This window comes from Aeromicrobium sp. EU05-FHT14F07 (genome assembly GCF_058790455.1).
On record NZ_JBYTCR010000002.1, the window covers coordinates 234,419 to 250,120 of the forward strand.

The following is a 15,702-nucleotide window of genomic DNA, read 5'->3' on the forward strand; positions in this document are numbered from 1 at the left end:
GATCCTCATCGTAGTGGGACGGTGCGTCGCCGCCGCCCCACGCCTCCGGTGCGGCGCCGACCGCGAGTAGCCTGCACTACGTGACTGCTGCGGACGATGCCACTCGAGTCCCCGCCGCCTCGCCGGCGTCGACCGACCAGGGCAACCTGACCGACGACGTCCTCGACCGGCTCGCCCGCGACCCCGACGCGGTCGCCCTCGCACGGCGCGGGCCCGACGGGTGGTCCGACGTGAGCATCGGCGCGTTCCACGCCGACGTCGTCGAGGTCGCCAAGGGCCTGCTCGCCGCCGGTGTGCGCCCCGGGGACCGTGTGGCACTGCTGTCGCGCACCCGGTACGAGTGGACCCTCGTCGACTACGCGATCTGGTGGGCCGGTGCCGTCACGGTGCCGATCTACGAGACGTCCTCGGCCGAGCAGATCTCGTGGATCCTGTCCGACTCCGGCGCCGTCGCCGCCGTCGTCGAGAGCCCGCGCCACCGCGAGCGCGTCGACTCCGTGCGTGACGCGGCGGCGGCCCTGCAGCACGTCTGGTGCCTGGACGACGGCGGCCTCGAGGCCGTGCGCGCGCAGGCGTCGCAGGTCGACGACGCACGGCTCGAGGAGGCGCGCGCGACGGTGACGTCCGACTCGCTCGCCACCCTCATCTACACGTCGGGCACCACCGGCCGACCCAAGGGCTGCCGTCTCACCCACGGCAACTTCCGCGCCGAGCTGGGCCGCGCCCTCGAGCGGTTGCCGGAGCTCTTCGGCCGCGAGGGGGCCTCGACCCTGCTGTTCCTCCCGCTCGCCCACGTCTTCGCCCGCATCATCCAGGTCGGCGCCATCCGGTCCGGCGCACGCCTCGGGCACACCGCCGACGTCAAGGACCTCGTGGCCGACCTCGGGGAGTACCAGCCCACGTTCGTGCTCGCCGTGCCGCGCGTCTTCGAGAAGGTCTTCAACTCGGCCAGCACCAAGGCGTACGCGGACGGCAAGGGGCGCATCTTCGACCGTGCGGTGGCGACCGCCATCGCGTACAGCAAGGCGCAGGACGCGACCACGCGTCGCGGTGCACCGAAGCGCGTCGGGCCGGTCCTCGCGGCGCGGCACGCGCTCTTCGACCGCCTCGTCTACGGCAAGCTGCGGGCCGCGCTCGGCGGCCACGCCGAGTGGGCCATCTCCGGCGGCGCGCCCCTCGGCGACCGGCTCGCACACTTCTACCGCGGCATCGGGGTGACCGTCCTGGAGGGCTACGGCCTGACCGAGACCACCGCCGCCCTGTGCGTCAACACCCCGACTGCGCAGCGCGTCGGGACCGTCGGCCGGCCGTTCCCGGACACCGAGGTGCGGGTCGCCGACGACGGCGAGCTGCTGTTCCGTGGCCCGCAGGTCTTCCGCGGGTACTGGGAGAACGACGAGGCCACGGCCGCCGCCCTCGACGCCGACGGCTGGTTCGCCACGGGCGACCTCGGTGACGTCGACGACGACGGGTACGTGCGCGTCACCGGCCGCAAGAAGGAGATCATCGTCACCGCCGGCGGCAAGAACGTCGCCCCGGCGGTGCTCGAGGACCGGGTCCGGGCACACCCCGTCGTCAGCCAGTGCCTCGTCGTCGGCGACGGCAAGCCGTTCATCGCCGCGCTCGTCACCATCGACCGCGAGGCGTGGGACGGCCCGCTGGACTCCCCCGAGCTGGAGGCCGCCGTGCAGTCGGCGGTCGACGACGCGAACTCGCTGGTCTCCCAGGCCGAGTCGATCCGCAAGTTCGTGGTCCTCGACGAGGACTGGACCGAGGAGAACGGATACCTCACGCCGTCGTTCAAGGTGAAGCGCACCGCCGTGCTGCGCGACCTTCACGACACCGTCGAGGCGCTCTTCTCCAGGTAGTCCCGCCACTGCTCGGTGATCTGCGCGACGCTGAGCCCCAGGTGACGCCGGGCGGCGTCGTCGACGTCGGCGCCGTCGCGCACGGACTCGTAGAACGCCACGATGCGCGCGTTCGAGCGCTCCTGCGCGAGCATGCGGAACACGAGCCACGCCGACTCGTACACAGCGCCCAGTCCGTGCCCGCCCGCGGCGGCGAACGTGTCGGCGTCGGGCAGGGCGCGCGGTGGACCGTCGGCGCGCACCTGGGCGAGCGCCTGCCCCGCACTGACGGCGAGCGGGGCGTCGTCGCCGCGCAGGGCCACGTAGTCGGCGAAGCCCTCGGCCACCCAGGTGACCATCGACGTCCCGACCGCCCCGGTGAGCAGGTGGGCCGCCTCGTGGGTGATGACGACCTGCCGGGCACGGGGGTCCATGTCGGCGAAGAGGTCGGGGTTGAGCACGATGACCCGCGCGGTGCCGGTCGTGCCGTCCACGGTCGTCGTCACGCCGGCGATCGGGGCCACCTGGTCCTGGGTCTCCCCCACCAGCGCCGCGGTGGTGGCCCGTGAGCGGGGCGCGACCACGGTCAGGCGTCCGTCGGCGTCGGCGACGGTCTCGCGCACGGCCCGGTCGGCGCGCGTGGCGGCGGCGAGGGCGTCGAGGTCCGGCACGCCGCCGTCGACGCTGACGACCCGCACGTCGTCGGGCCCCTCGCTGACCCGCACGTCACCGGCCAGCCACAACGGCAGCCGGTCCTGCCCGACGTTGGTGGCGCTGCGGACCGCGAACGTCCCGTCGCGCTGCGGGTCCAGCCGCAGGCCTACGCGGCTCGACCGCACGGCGGTCCCGGCCACGGGCGAGTCGTCTCCCGCGCGCCAGGACACCTCGACGGTGGCCAGCGTCGAGCCGTCGGCACGGTCGGCGACGTCGCCTCCGGACAGGTAGCGCAAGGACACCGACTCCACGCCGAGGTCGCGGCGGGCGTCCCACGCCTCCTGCGCGAAGGTGCGCGCCCGTGGGGTGGACCCCGCGGCGTCGGCGAAGGCCTGCTCCGTGGAGGCGTCGGACAGCGCCTGCAGCTGGTCGGCCAGCACGGCACGCGCGTCGGCGGGCACCGCGGCCGGTCCTGACCCGGCCACCGGGTCCCCGGCCCACGGTCGCTGCCACAGCAGGACCACTGCGGCGACGGCCACGAGGACGGCGACGGCCACGACGTTGGCCGACGGCCTCCTCATGGCCGACGCGGGTGGGTCATCAGAGAGGTCAGCCGACGCGGCCGGCCATGGTGAAGCCGATGGACAGCGTCGTGATCTCGACCGTCTTGCCGGGTCGCGGCGCGTGGATGACCTTGCCGTCGCCCAGGTAGATGCCGTCGTGCGACATGTCGGGGAAGAACACGATGTCGCCGGGCTGGACCTGGTCGATCGGGACGGGCTGCGACGCCTGGTACTGCGGGCCGACGACGCGCGGGAGCGACGCACCGGCGGCCTCGAAGGACTTCATGACCAGCCCGGAGCAGTCGTAGCCCTCGGGGCCGACGCCACCGTAGATGTACGGCTTGCCGAGCTGCGCCATCGCGAACTGGATGGCGGCGGCCCCGCGTCCGCTGGCCTCGACCTTGAAGTCGACGGTGGTGTCGCTCTTCGTGAGCGTCTTCTGCTGCGGGGCGGACAGTCGCGACAGGGCCGTCTTGGCCTCCTGGTAGCGGCTCTCGATCTCGTCACGCTTCGCGTCGGCGCGCTCGCGGTCGCGGTCGAGCTCGGCCTTGCGCTCCTTGAGCAGCGTGCGGCGGTTCTTGAGCTCCTGCGCGGTCGCGGCGAACGCCTCGACCGCATCGGCGCGGGTGCTGTTGAGGGCCTGGACGGCGCCGAGCCCCTCGAGGAACTGCTGCGGGTCCTTGCTGCCGAAGAGGCTCGCTGTCGGGCCGAGCGGGTTGTCGAGCTGCTGCTGGACGACGGACGCGCCGAGGGCCTTGCGCTGACGCTCGTACACGGCGAGCTGGTCGGCGATGTCGGCGTCGAGGTCGGCGATCTCGGCGCGCGCCTCCTTGACGTCCTCCTCGAGCTGGTTCGCCTGCTCGTTCGCGACCTCGGCCTCGTGGAACGCCTTCTCCACGTCGGCGGGCGTGACGCGGTCGGCCTGCGCGGGGCCGACGACGCCGAGCGTCGCGCCGACCGTCAGGACGGCGACCGCGGCGGCGGTGCGATGGGTGCGGGTCGTCCGGGGCATACCTCGTCGGTGCACGTGTGCTCTCTCCAGTGTCCTCGTCGCCTACCGGGTGAGCTGACGGGTTCGGGCCAAGGTCTGCCCTACACGGCACCGTGCGGGACGGCGTCGCGATTCACCCCAGGAACATGGTTCCCCGGTCCGGCCTGGACGTCTTCCCCACGTCCGGGCCAGTTCGGCGGTGCGTCCGATGCCGCTCAGGGTGAGCAGCATGCTCCGGACGCACAGTGGCCGAGTCTAGCCGACGGGAGGTCGCGTCGAGGAGGGGTTCCCACGGCGAGCCGCGTCACCCCGCCTGCACGTCGGGACCCGACAGCGGGGTCACCAGCCGCAGCGGCGGCACGAGCCCTTCGTCGGCGAGGGCCGTGAGCGCCGCCATCTCCTCCGGCGCCACCTCGACGCCCTGCGGCGGCCCGCCGAGCAGGACGCTCACCACGCAGTCGCCGCACGCGCTGGCACTGCGCACCAGGCAGCTGTCGCAGTCGATGACGACGGATTCACTGTTCATGCCGACGACGCTAGACAGCAGTCCCGACAGAAACCCGCCGTCCCGGAGCTGTCCGCCCGCGCCGGCCCGGTCCGACGCGTCGTCGGCCTGCGGGGGCGGGGGGCTTCTATCTCGGGTGGGGCTGCGTCGGTGCGGTTTCTCGTTCGGGTGGGGCTGCGTCGGTGCGGCTCACTGCTCGGGTAGGGCTGCGCTGGCGCGGCTTACTGCTCGGGTGGGGCTGCGCTGGCGCGGCTTGACTCGTCCTGCGCTCCGAAAGGGCCTCGACCGGGCGGTTGGGCGGGGGTCGGTTTCGGGTCTCGGGCTGTGGTCCGCGTGGGACGCAAGATGCTGCGTTCGTGCGCTGGGACTCGAAGGATTCTGCGTTTGCTACGGGATCCCGTCGCGAACGCAGAAGCGTTCCGATCTCAACGCGTGAATGCAGAATCTTGGGTGCCCTTTGCGTTGGGGGGACGAACGATTCTTCCTTCTCGTGGACCGTTCCACGAGAAGGAAGAACCCTTCACACGCCTCGCCCCCTGAGCGGTGGATGCGCCACCTGAACAGCGCTCAGAAGGTGGCAGATCCACCGACGGCACGCGCAAACGCAGCATCTTGGGCCAATCGCGCACAAAGGAAGAATCTTGGGTGCAACGCGGGCCACAGCCCGAGAACCCAGTCCAGCGCGCCCGCCAGCCGCCCGGTCGAGGCCCTTTCGGAGACCACACCCACGACAAGCCGCGCCAGCGCAGCCCCACCCGACCACGAGACCGCACCAGCGCAGCCCCACCCGACCACGAGACCGCAGCAGCGCAGCCCCACCCGACCGAGAAGCCGCGCCGACGCAGCCCCCCTCACCGCAGAACCCCCCGACTCTGTCCGACCCGACGCCTACGGTCGCCTCCGTGACCAGCCAGCCTTCCCGACCCGTGCACCACCAGGCCAGCTTCGAGGAGCTGGGGCGGCCGTTGAGCGACGTCACGTTCTGTGTGGTCGACCTGGAGACGACGGGCGGGTCGCCGAAGGCGGGGGCGAGGATCACGGAGATCGGTGCGGTCAAGGTGCGCGGCGGCGAGGTGCTGGGCGAGCTGCAGACGCTCGTGAACCCGGAGGAGAGCATCCCGGCGTTCATCACCGTCCTCACGGGCATCACCGACGCGATGGTGGTGCAGGCCCCGCGGATCGCGGAGGCGCTGCCGAGCTTCCTCGAGCTCGCCGCGGGCAGCGTGCTGGTGGCCCACAACGCGCCGTTCGACGTCGGCTTCCTCAAGCACAACGCGCGCGAGCTCGGCATCCCGTGGCCCCGCTTCGAGGTGCTCGACACCGCCGTCCTCGCCCGCCGGGCGCTGCTGCGCGAGGAGGTGCGCAACGTGAAGCTGTCCACGCTCGCAGCGCACTTCGGCGCCGGCACCACCCCCGACCACCGGGCCCTGCACGACGCCCGCGCCACTGTCGACGTGCTGCACGGGCTGTTCGAGCGGCTCGGCTCGCTCGGCGTGCACACCCTCGAGGACGCGGTCACCTTCACGTCCAAGGTGACGCCGGAGCAGCGGCGCAAGCGTCACCTCGCGCAGCACCTGCCCCATGAGCCGGGCGTCTACCTCTTCCGCGACGCGCGCGACGACGTGCTGTACGTCGGCACGTCACGCGACCTGCGCAAACGGGTCGGCAGCTACTTCACCGCGGCCGAGACGCGCACCCGCATGGGCGAGATGGTCAAGCTCGCCGAGCGTGTCGACGCCGTCGTCTGCGCCACCCCGCTCGAGGCGCGGGTGCGCGAGCTGCGGCTCATCGCCGCGCACCGCCCGCCCTACAACCGACGCTCTCGCTTCCCCGAGCGCCAGTCGTGGATCAAGCTGACCCGCGAGCCCTGGCCGCGGCTGTCGATAGTGCGTCGCGTGCTCGACGACGACGCCGTCTACGTGGGCCCCTTCGGCCACCGCAGCCAGGGAGAGCTGGCCCTGGCCGCGCTGCACGAGACGTTCCGGGTGCGTCAGTGCACCACCCGCATGGGACGCCGACCACGCGGCAGCACGTGCGCGCTCGCCGACCTCGGCCGCTGCCTCGCGCCCTGCACCGGCGACCTCGACCCCGACGTCTACGCGACCGAGGTGGCCCGTCTCGACGCCGCGCTCACGGGCGACCCTGCCGAGGTCGTCGACCGGTTGCGCGCACGCATGGGCGAGCTCGGGGCGCAGCAGCGCTACGAGGAGGCGGCCCAGGTGCGCGACCGGCTGGCCGCGTCGCTGCGGGCCGTCGACCGCACGCAACGGCTGCGGCAGCTCACCGACGTCGCCGAGCTCGTGGCGGCCGCGCCCGCCGAGAGGGGCTGGGAGGTGCACGTCGTCCGCCACGGCCGGCTCGCCGCGGCCGGGCTGCTCCCCCGGCACGTCCACCCGACCGCCTGGGTCGACACCCTCCTCGCCACCGCCGAGGACGTCCCCACGCCCGGCAACGGCACCCACCCGGCGCCGGCGGCGTCGGTCGAGGAGACCGAGACGCTGCTGCGCTGGCTGGAGTCCCCGGGTGTCCGCATGGTGCGGGGGTCCTGGCAGGTCCCGACCGCGGGCGCCGCGCGGCACGTCGCCGCCCTGCCGTCGGAGTCCGACGACCAGCGCGCCACGCGGTCTAGGCTGTCGGCGTGATCACCGCCATCGTCTTCATCCAGGCCGAGGTGTCCCGGCTGTCCGAGACCGCCGCGCAGATCGCCGACCTCGACGGGGTGAGCGAGGTGTACTCCGTCACGGGCGACCTCGACCTCGTCGCGATGGTCCGGGTGCCGCGCATCGACGACGTCTCCGCGGTCGTCGCCGACCGGCTCAACAAGGTCGACGGCGTCCTGTCGACGCAGACGCAGATCGCGTTCCAGACCTTCAGCCGGCACGACCTCGAGGACGCGTTCAGCATCGGGCTGTGAACCGACGGCTCAGTCGGCTGGTGCCAGCTCCTGCGTGACGGCGGCCCACCGGGCGAGCACGTCACGCGCGGCGCCGGAGTCGATCGACGCCCGCGCACGCTCGATGCCCGCGGCGAGCCGCTCCAGCAGCGGACCGCTGACGCCTTCATGCGCTGCCAGGGCGGCACCCGCGTTCAGCAGCACGGCGTCGCGCACCGGCGAGACCTCGCCGTCGAGGATGCGTCGGAACACGTCGGCGTTGTGCACGGGGTCGCCGCCGCGCAGAGCCTCGGGCGACGACAGCGTGAACCCGAGGTCGCGGGGGTCGAGCACCTCCTCGACGACGTCGGCCCCCACGACCGTCCACACGCGGGTGGTGGTCGTCGTGGTGATCTCGTCGAGACCGTCGTCACCGCGGAAGACGAACGCGTCGTCGCCGCGGTCGGCGAAGACCTGCGCCATGAGCGGCGCCGTGCGCAGGTCGGAGCAGCCGACGGCCGACGCCTGCGGCCGCGCCGGGTTGACGAGCGGCCCGAGCACGTTGAACGGGGTGGCGATGCCGATCTCGCGGCGCGGGGGGCCGGTGAAGCGCAGCCCTGGGTGGAACAGCGGGGCGAAGCAGAAGGTGATGCCGGCACGCTCGAGCACCGCGGGCACCGACGCGGCGGGCACGTCGAGCCGCACGCCCAGCACCTGGAACACGTCGGCCGTGCCGCTCTGGCTCGACGCGGCCCGGTTGCCGTGCTTGACGACGGGGACGCCCGCCCCGGCCGCCGTGACGGCCGACATGGACGAGATGTTGACCGTCTTGGCCCGGTCGCCACCGGTGCCGACGATGTCGACCGCACGCCCGGGGACCTCCACGAGCACCGCGTGCGACAGCAGCGCGTCGACCAGGCCCTGCAGCTCGGCCTGGGAGATGCCCTTCGCGCGCAGCGCCACCGCGAACGCGGCGATCTGCGCCGGGGTGCTCTCGCCCTCGAGGATCGCCGCCATCGCCCAGGCGGTCGACGCGGCGTCCAGGTCGCGGCCGCCGACGAGCTCGTCGAGCACGTCGGGCCAGGTGCGCGCGCTCACCCGGGCTGGAGCACGGACCGCGCGAGGTCGACGAACACCTCGGCGAGACGCAGCGGGTCGATCGGGTGGGACACGGCGGCGTCGGCACGCGACCACGTCGCCAGCCAGGCGTCCTGGGGGCGACCGGTGAGCACGAGCACCGGCGGAGCCTGGAACACCTCGTCCTTCATCTGCCGCGCCACGCCGAGCCCGCCGACCGGGGTCGACTCGCCGTCGAGGACGACGAGGTCCGGGCGACGGCGCGTGTCGTCGAGGTGCTGCCAGACGACCGGCTCCGTCGCGCACTCGACGAACTCGAGCTCGGGAAGGTCCGGGTGCGGGCGCGTGCCCAGCGCTGCCATGACGGCGTTCCGCACGTCTCGGTCGTCGCTGTAGACCAGGACTCGGAACCTGCTGCGCTCGGTCACGTGGGAATCGTACATAATGAGCGCGTGGCCACTACTTCCGTGATCCCCGCGTCCCGACTCCACGGCACCGAGGGACGTCCCTCCATGGTGACGGTGGGCACGATCGTCTGGCTCTCCAGCGAGCTGATGTTCTTCGCCGGTCTCTTCGCCGCGTACTTCACGGTCAAGAACGTCACGCCGGAGCTGTGGGACCAGGAGACGCAGTTGCTGAACGTGCCGTTCGCGGCCGTCAACACGTCGATCCTCGTGCTGTCGTCGCTGACCTGCCAGTTCGGCGTGTTCGCCGCGGAGCGCGGTCGCCCCGGACGTACGGGCACCCTGCTGCAGTTCCGCAAGTGGGGCATGCGCGAGTGGTTCATCCTCACCTACGTCATGGGCGCGATCTTCATCGGCGGCCAGGCGTTCGAGTACGCCGAGCTGGTCCACGAGGGCGTGACGATCCCGTCCTCGGCCTACGGCTCCCTCTTCTACCTCGCCACGGGTTTCCACGGCATCCACGTCGTCGGCGGTCTGCTGGCCTTCCTGCTCGTGATCGGCCGCACCTTCGTCGCCCGCCGCTTCACCCACGAGCAGGCCATCTCCGCGATCGTCGTGTCGTACTACTGGCACTTCGTCGACATCGTCTGGGTCGCCCTGTTCGCGACCATCTACCTGATCCGCTGACGCCTGCCGCACAGCACGGCGTTAGGCCAACCTAAGCCAGCGGACCTGGCAGAACGCTAGGTACGCTGGTTACCCCTGACAGGAATGAGGTTCTCGGTGCGCACTCTGTCGACCCGCCGCCGTCACCCCCTCGCCGGACTCGTCGTCCTGCTGCTCGGTCTCGTGGCCGCTGCCGGACTCTGGTCCGCGCTCGCCCCGAAGCCCGCGCAGGCGGAGCAGTACACGGCACGCGACGTCGAGGCAGGGCGCGAGCTCTTCCTCATCGGCTGCGCGAGCTGCCACGGGCAGAACGCCGAGGGCATCACGACGAAGGACGGCGGCAACTACGGTCCGTCGCTGATCGGCGTCGGCGCCGCCGCCGTCGACTTCCAGGTCGGCACCGGCCGCATGCCGATGGCGCAGAGCGCGCCGCAGGCACCGCGCAAGGCACCCGAGTACGACGCCGAGGAGACCCGCCAGCTGTCCGCGTACATCGCGTCGCTGGCCCCCGGACCGGCCATCCCGGCCGAGGAGTACCTCAACTACCAGAACGTCGACGACGAGGCGCTGCGCGAGGGCGGCGAGTTCTTCCGCACCAACTGCACCGCGTGCCACAACTCGGTCGGCGCCGGCGGTGCGCTCCCGAACGGCCGCTACGCCCCGACGCTCAAGGGCGTCAGCGCCAAGCACATCTACGAGGCGATGGTCACCGGACCGCAGCAGATGCCGGTCTTCAACGACGACCTCATCACCCCCGAGGACAAGCGCAACGTCATCGCCTACATCAAGCGCGTCCAGGACCAGCCGAACTACGGCGGTCTCGGCGGCGGCGGCCTCGGCCCGGTCGTCGACGGCGTGTTCGTCTGGGTCCTCGGCATCGGCGGTCTGATCGGCTTCGCGATCTGGATCGGTGCCCACGGAGCGCGATCGAAGAAGAAGAAGGCCTGAACGAGATGAGTGACGAGATCCAGTCCCACGACAGCAGCACCCCGGTCCGCACCGAGCCGGTGCAGGACCCGGGCCTGCAGCCGCACCAGTGGCGTCCCACCGACGTCGACCCGGCGCAGGAGCGCCGCGCCGAGCGTCAGATCTCCGGCATGTTCGCGGTCGCGGCGCTGCTGTTCGTCCTCTTCGCCGTCTCCTACTTCGCGATCGACTCCGACCAGACGTTCCTGAACTGGTCGGCGTCGAACTTCGCCCTCGGCGCGACGCTCGGCGGCGGTCTGCTGCTGATCGGCGTCGGGATCATCCAGTGGGCCAAGAAGCTCATGGGCGACCACGAGATGGTCGAGATGCGCCACCCGGCCCGCTCCTCCGCCGAGGACCGCGAGGCCGTCATGGCCGACATCAACGCGGGTCTGCAGGAGTCGGGCGTCGGTCGCCGGCCGCTCATCCGCAACAGCCTCTTCCTCTCCGTGGGCGCGCTCGCCGTGCCGTCGGTCGTGCTGCTGCGCGACCTCGGCCCGCTCCCCCACAGCCAGGACGAGACGGTCTGGAAGAAGGGCATGCGCGTCGTCAACGACGTCTCGGGCCTGCCTATCCGCCCCGAGGAGATCGAGGTCGGTCAGCTCATCAACGCCGAGCCGGCCGTCTTCTTCCCCGCCGAGGGCGAGGAGGAGGCCGAGGTCCACGGCCACGAGCTCCTCGCGGCGAAGTCGAAGGCCGCCATCATCGTCGTGCGCATGCGCCCGGAGGACATCACGCCCTCCGAGGGTCGCGAGAACTGGGGCATCGACGGCATCCTCTGCTACTCCAAGATCTGCACCCACGTGGGCTGCCCGATCTCGCTGTGGGAGCAGCAGACGCACCACCTGCTGTGCCCCTGCCACCAGTCGACGTTCGACCTCGCCGACAACGGCAAGGTCATCTTCGGCCCCGCCCACCGACCGCTCCCGCAGCTGCCGCTCGGCGTGGACTCCGAGGGCTACATCATCGCGATGAGCGACTTCCCCGAGATCGTGGCGCCGAGCTATCCCGAGCTTGCGCGCGACCAGAAGAGACTGGATGGTGAGTCATGAGCACCGACACCTACACCCCGGTCGAGGACACGGGCTTCGGCAAGAAGGCCGCTGGTCCCGTCGGCTGGCTCGACGACCGTCTCGGGCTCGCCGGCGTCGCGAAGAAGAACCTGCGCAAGGTCTTCCCGGAGCACTGGTCGTTCATGCTGGGCGAGATCGCCCTGTGGAGCTTCGTCGTGCTGCTGCTCACCGGCGTCTTCCTGACGTTCTGGTTCCAGCCGAGCATGGCCGAGGTCGTCTATGACGGCTCCTACGCCCCGTTCCGCGGGCTGGAGATGTCGCAGGCGTACGCCTCGACGCTGCACATCTCCTTCGACATCCGCGGTGGTCTGCTCATGCGGCAGATCCACCACTGGGCGGCCGCGCTGTTCGTCGGCGCGATGCTCGCCCACATGCTGCGCGTCTTCTTCACGGGTGCGTACCGCAAGCCGCGTGAGATCAACTGGCTCATCGGCGTCGGCCTGCTCGCGCTGGGCATGGTCGAGGGCTTCGCCGGCTACTCGCTGCCCGACGACCTGCTCTCGGGCACGGGCCTGCGCTTCGTCGACGGCCTGATCCGTTCGATCCCGCTGGTCGGCTCGTACCTGGAGTTCTTCATCTTCGGTGGCGAGTTCCCCGGCGAGGAGATCATCCCCCGCCTGTACATGGCGCACATCCTGCTGATCCCGGCGCTGCTGCTCGGCCTGATCGCGGCGCACATGCTGCTGCTCGTCTACCACAAGCACACGCAGTGGCCGGGCGCCGGACGGACCAACGACAACGTCGTCGGCTACCCGATGCTCCCGGTGTACGCGGCCAAGGCCGGCGGCTTCTTCTTCGTCGTCTTCGGCTTCACCGCCCTCATGGGCGCGCTGGTGCAGATCAACCCGGTGTGGGCGTACGGTCCGTACAACCCGTCGGAGGTCACGGCCGGCTCGCAGCCCGACTGGTACATGGGCTTCTCCGAGGGCCTCGTGCGCATCATGCCGAACTGGGAGAGCACCTTCCTCGGTCACACGTGGAGCTGGAACGTCTTCATCCCGGGCGTCGGCGGACTGGGCCTGCTGTTCACGACCCTCGCGCTGTGGCCTTTCGTGGAGCGTTGGATCACCGGCGACCAGCGTGAGCACCACCTGCTGGAGCGTCCGCGCAACGCCCCGACCCGCACGGGTCTCGGCGTCGCCGGCATGACGTTCTACGGCGTCGGCTGGGCTGCGGGCGGCAACGACATCATCGCCACGCAGTTCCACCTGAGCATCAACGCGCTGACGCACATCTTCCGGGTCGGCATCTTCCTGTTCCCGGTGATCGCGTTCATCATCACGCGCCGGATCTGCATCGGTCTGCAGCGTGCCGACCAGAACAAGATCCTGCACGGCTACGAGACCGGCGTCATCGAGCGCTCGCCCGACGGCAGCTACGCGGAGCGTCACGCCCCGCTGCCGGTCACGGAGCAGTACCGCCTCACGGCCCACGACCGCCTCCCCGCCCTCGAGGCTCCGGCCGAGACGGACGAGAACGGCGTCGCGGTGCCGCACGGCCGGGTCGCGAAGCTGCGCCACCGGGTCCGCTCGTTCTACTACAAGGGTGCGATCGACAAGCCCACCCAGGCCGAGGTCGAGCACGCCGACGAGCACCTGGCCGAGATCGAGGGCCACCCGGTCCAGCTCGGTGAGGACTTCCAGGGCGTGTCGGAGACCGGCATCCCGAAGTCGCACTGACGACCGCGCGCACGACCTGAAGGGCCCCGGAGCACCGCTCCGGGCCCTTCGTCGTCCCCTCCCCCACGCTCCTCTGTGCGGCGGGTACGGCTTCTCGTCGTCCTGCGGGTTGTGGTGGTGCGGCTTACTGCTCGGGTGGGGCTGCGCTGGCGCGGCTTGTCGTGGGTGTGGTCTCCGAAAGGGCCTCGACCGGGTAGCTGGGCGGGGGCCGGCTTCGGGTCTCGGGCTGTGGCCCGCGTGGGACGCAAGAATCTGCGTTCGTGCGCTGGGACTCGAAGGCTTCTGCGTTTGCTACGGGATCCCGTCGTGAACGCAGAAGCGTTCGGTCTCGAGCGCAGGAATGCAGAATCGTGGGTGCCCTTTGTGTTGGGGAGACGAACGATTCTTCTTTCTCGTGGACCGTTCCACGAAAAGGAAGAACCCTTCACACCCCTAGACCCGTCAGCGGTGGATCTGCCACCTGAAGAGCGCTCACAAGGTGGCAGATCCACCGCCGGCTGGCACAAAGGCAGCATCTTGCGTCCCACAGCGGGAGCCACAGCCCGAGTACCCAGCCCAGCGCGCCCGCCAGCCGCCCGGTCGAGGCCCTTTCGGAGACCACACCCACGACAAGCCGCACCAGCGCACCCCCACCCGAGTAGCGAGCCGCACCAGCGCACCCCCACCCGAGCAGGAAGCCGCACCAACGCACCCCCACCCGAGCAGCAAGCCGCACCAGCACCGCCCCAACTATCCCAAGCCCCAGCACAGCCCAAGAGAGCCGCCCTGGAGAGAAGCTCAGGAAGCGCGCTTCAGCGCCGAGCCCTGGAGCCAGTCGCTCCAGCGGGTGTTCCAGTCGGTCCAGCCGTTGTTCTGCTCGAGGGCGCGGCCGCTGTTGACGAACTTCACGACGTCGCCGCGGCGGGACCGGTCGTAGATCCACTGGGCGTCGGCGTCGCTCATGCCGACGCAGCCGTGGCTCACGTTCTCCCGACCCTGCGAACCGACCGACCACGGGGCGGCGTGCAGGAACTCACCGGAGTTCGTCACCCGCATCGCCCACCGGACGTCGCTGATGTCGTAGTAGTCGGGGTCGGACTCCGAGACGCCGGTCGACGCTGCGTCCATGTCGACGGACGGGAACTTCTCCATGATGACCTTCGTGCCGCCACGGGTCTCGTGGCCCGGCTTGCCGGTCGACACGGGGATCGTGCGGACGTCGCGTCCGTCGATGTTCATCGTCAGCGTGTGCCGGGCGACGTCGACCGTCGACACGATGCGACGGCCCACCGTGAACGGGACGTGCTGGTCCTGCTGGCCGTACACGCCGTTGCCCGCGGGCAGGCTGTTCAGGTCCAGGTCGACCGACACCTTGGTGCCGGCGGGCCAGAACTCCTTGGGCCGGTAGTGCACGACCGTGTCGCTGATCCAGTGCCAGGCGCCCTCGACCTTCGGAGTCGACGTGACGTGCATGTGCTGCTCGAAGAGCTTCTTGTTCTCCACCGGCAGGTCGAAGGTGACGATGACTGGCATGCCCACGCCCACCGTCTCGTTCGCGAGCGGAGCCACCGCGGGGTACGTCTGCTGGTCCAGCGTCAGGGCCCGGGTCGTGAACGTGCGCACCAGATTGGCCGGCTTGCCGTCGGTGCCCTCCGCCTGCGCGGTCAGCGTGTAGGCGGTGCCGGGCTCGAGCCGCGACGTGGCCGCCCAGCGACCCTCGCTGCCCTCGCCCTTCACGACCTGCTTGCCGTCCGACGACGTCAGGGACGCCTCCGTGACCGTGCCGTGCTCGACCTCCACCGAGACGACGGTGTCGACGGGGACGTCGGACGCCTGGTCCTCGACGTTCGCGGTCACCGTGGCCGGCTGCTGCGTCGGCGAGGCCGACGGCTGCTCGGACCGGGCTGCCGTGCAGGCGCCCAGCGTCACCAGGAGGACGGCACCCAGCAGGAGGCGCAGGGAACGGTTCGTCGTGCTCACCGCGTCATCTTACGCGGTGAGCACGAACGCACCGACCAGTCAGTGCGCGTGCACGCCCCGGTAGTACTCGTAGACCCAGCCGCAGACCGTCACCGCACCGATGGTGGCGCCGATGATGAACAGCCACCAGCCGACGACGACGCCCAGGACGATCGTCGCGAGCGCCAGGGCGCAGTAGAGCGGCCACCAGCTGTACGGCGGGAAGAAGCCCAGCTCACCGGCTCCGTCGGCGATCTCGGCGTCGTCGAGGTCCTCCGGTCGGGCCGGGATCTGCTTGGCCACCACGTAGAGGTAGAAGCCGAGCAGTGCGCACAGCAGGAAGGTCATGACGAGCGCCGTGGTGCCCGTCGGGTCCTCCGTCAGCACCCAGTACACGGGCGCGATGAAGACGAAGAAGATCCCGCAGGAGATGATGACCCAGTACTCGGCCTTCATGCCCTTCATCG

14 protein-coding genes and 1 riboswitch are annotated in these 15,702 nt (G+C 71.0%); of the genes, 7 read left to right on the forward strand and 7 right to left on the reverse strand.

Annotation, left to right across the window (positions count from 1 at the left end; genetic code table 11):
• Positions 1-80: 80 nt before the first annotated feature.
• The gene (locus AC3WRM_RS03445) at positions 81-1,868 is read left to right on the forward strand and encodes an AMP-dependent synthetase/ligase (protein WP_492247124.1); all 1,788 of its coding nucleotides are present in this window, start codon (positions 81-83) and stop codon (positions 1,866-1,868) included.
• Here AC3WRM_RS03445 and AC3WRM_RS03450 read toward each other — a convergent pair.
• The 3 genes from AC3WRM_RS03450 to AC3WRM_RS03460 form a co-directional block, all read right to left on the reverse strand.
• Positions 1,835-3,082, reverse strand: a complete 1,248-nt coding sequence (locus AC3WRM_RS03450) for a hypothetical protein (RefSeq protein WP_492247123.1) — start codon at positions 3,080-3,082, stop codon at positions 1,835-1,837. The two genes, AC3WRM_RS03445 and AC3WRM_RS03450, sit on opposite strands and share 34 nt — an antisense overlap.
• 28 nt (positions 3,083-3,110) lie before the next feature.
• Positions 3,111-4,076: a C40 family peptidase gene (locus AC3WRM_RS03455; RefSeq protein ID WP_492247122.1), complete on the reverse strand. Its 966-nt coding sequence runs from the start codon at positions 4,074-4,076 to the stop codon at positions 3,111-3,113.
• A 24-nt stretch (positions 4,077-4,100) separates the two neighbouring features.
• Positions 4,101-4,264: riboswitch (cyclic di-AMP (ydaO/yuaA leader) on the reverse strand.
• A gap of 95 nt (positions 4,265-4,359) precedes the next feature.
• The gene (locus tag AC3WRM_RS03460; RefSeq protein ID WP_067858351.1) at positions 4,360-4,581 is read right to left on the reverse strand and encodes a hypothetical protein; all 222 of its coding nucleotides are present in this window, start codon (positions 4,579-4,581) and stop codon (positions 4,360-4,362) included.
• A gap of 881 nt (positions 4,582-5,462) precedes the next feature.
• Between AC3WRM_RS03460 and AC3WRM_RS03465 the strand changes: the two genes are divergently transcribed.
• Both AC3WRM_RS03465 and AC3WRM_RS03470 read left to right on the forward strand, forming a co-directional pair.
• A complete protein-coding gene (locus AC3WRM_RS03465) occupies positions 5,463-7,202 on the forward strand; it encodes a DEDD exonuclease domain-containing protein (RefSeq protein WP_492247121.1) in 1,740 nt (579 codons plus the stop codon).
• On the forward strand, positions 7,199-7,474 hold the full coding sequence (locus tag AC3WRM_RS03470) for an Lrp/AsnC family transcriptional regulator (RefSeq protein WP_067858357.1): 276 nt from the start codon (positions 7,199-7,201) through the stop codon (positions 7,472-7,474). Before AC3WRM_RS03465 ends, AC3WRM_RS03470 begins: the two co-directional genes overlap by 4 nt.
• 9 nt (positions 7,475-7,483) lie before the next feature.
• Here the strand turns inward: AC3WRM_RS03470 and trpD are convergent, their stop codons facing one another.
• Positions 7,484-8,530 carry an anthranilate phosphoribosyltransferase gene (trpD, locus tag AC3WRM_RS03475; protein ID WP_492247120.1) on the reverse strand — a complete coding sequence of 349 codons (1,047 nt, stop codon included), beginning with the start codon at positions 8,528-8,530 and terminating at the stop codon, positions 7,484-7,486.
• The gene (locus AC3WRM_RS03480) at positions 8,527-8,937 is read right to left on the reverse strand and encodes a response regulator (RefSeq protein ID WP_492247119.1); all 411 of its coding nucleotides are present in this window, start codon (positions 8,935-8,937) and stop codon (positions 8,527-8,529) included. Before AC3WRM_RS03480 ends, trpD begins: the two co-directional genes overlap by 4 nt.
• A gap of 24 nt (positions 8,938-8,961) precedes the next feature.
• On the opposite strand from AC3WRM_RS03480, the gene ctaE reads away from it, so the two are divergent.
• From ctaE to qcrB, 4 genes are all read left to right on the forward strand, one after another.
• On the forward strand, positions 8,962-9,600 hold the full coding sequence (ctaE, locus tag AC3WRM_RS03485; RefSeq protein WP_492247118.1) for an aa3-type cytochrome oxidase subunit III: 639 nt from the start codon (positions 8,962-8,964) through the stop codon (positions 9,598-9,600).
• 96 nt (positions 9,601-9,696) lie between these two features.
• The gene (gene qcrC / locus AC3WRM_RS03490) at positions 9,697-10,527 is read left to right on the forward strand and encodes a cytochrome bc1 complex diheme cytochrome c subunit (RefSeq protein ID WP_492247117.1); all 831 of its coding nucleotides are present in this window, start codon (positions 9,697-9,699) and stop codon (positions 10,525-10,527) included.
• Positions 10,528-10,532: 5 nt separating this feature from the next.
• Positions 10,533-11,597: a cytochrome bc1 complex Rieske iron-sulfur subunit gene (qcrA, locus tag AC3WRM_RS03495; RefSeq protein ID WP_492247116.1), complete on the forward strand. Its 1,065-nt coding sequence runs from the start codon at positions 10,533-10,535 to the stop codon at positions 11,595-11,597.
• Complete coding sequence (gene qcrB, locus AC3WRM_RS03500; protein WP_492247115.1) at positions 11,594-13,297, forward strand: cytochrome bc1 complex cytochrome b subunit; 1,704 nt, start codon at positions 11,594-11,596, stop codon at positions 13,295-13,297. The genes qcrA and qcrB overlap by 4 nt, the downstream gene beginning before the upstream one ends.
• Before the next feature lie 777 nt (positions 13,298-14,074).
• On the opposite strand, the gene AC3WRM_RS03505 is transcribed toward qcrB, so the two are convergent.
• The gene (locus AC3WRM_RS03505) at positions 14,075-15,256 is read right to left on the reverse strand and encodes a L,D-transpeptidase (RefSeq protein WP_492247114.1); all 1,182 of its coding nucleotides are present in this window, start codon (positions 15,254-15,256) and stop codon (positions 14,075-14,077) included.
• Positions 15,257-15,295: 39 nt separating this feature from the next.
• Positions 15,296-15,700 carry a cytochrome c oxidase subunit 4 gene (locus AC3WRM_RS03510; protein WP_317698907.1) on the reverse strand — a complete coding sequence of 135 codons (405 nt, stop codon included), beginning with the start codon at positions 15,698-15,700 and terminating at the stop codon, positions 15,296-15,298.
• Positions 15,701-15,702: the final 2 nt, after the last annotated feature.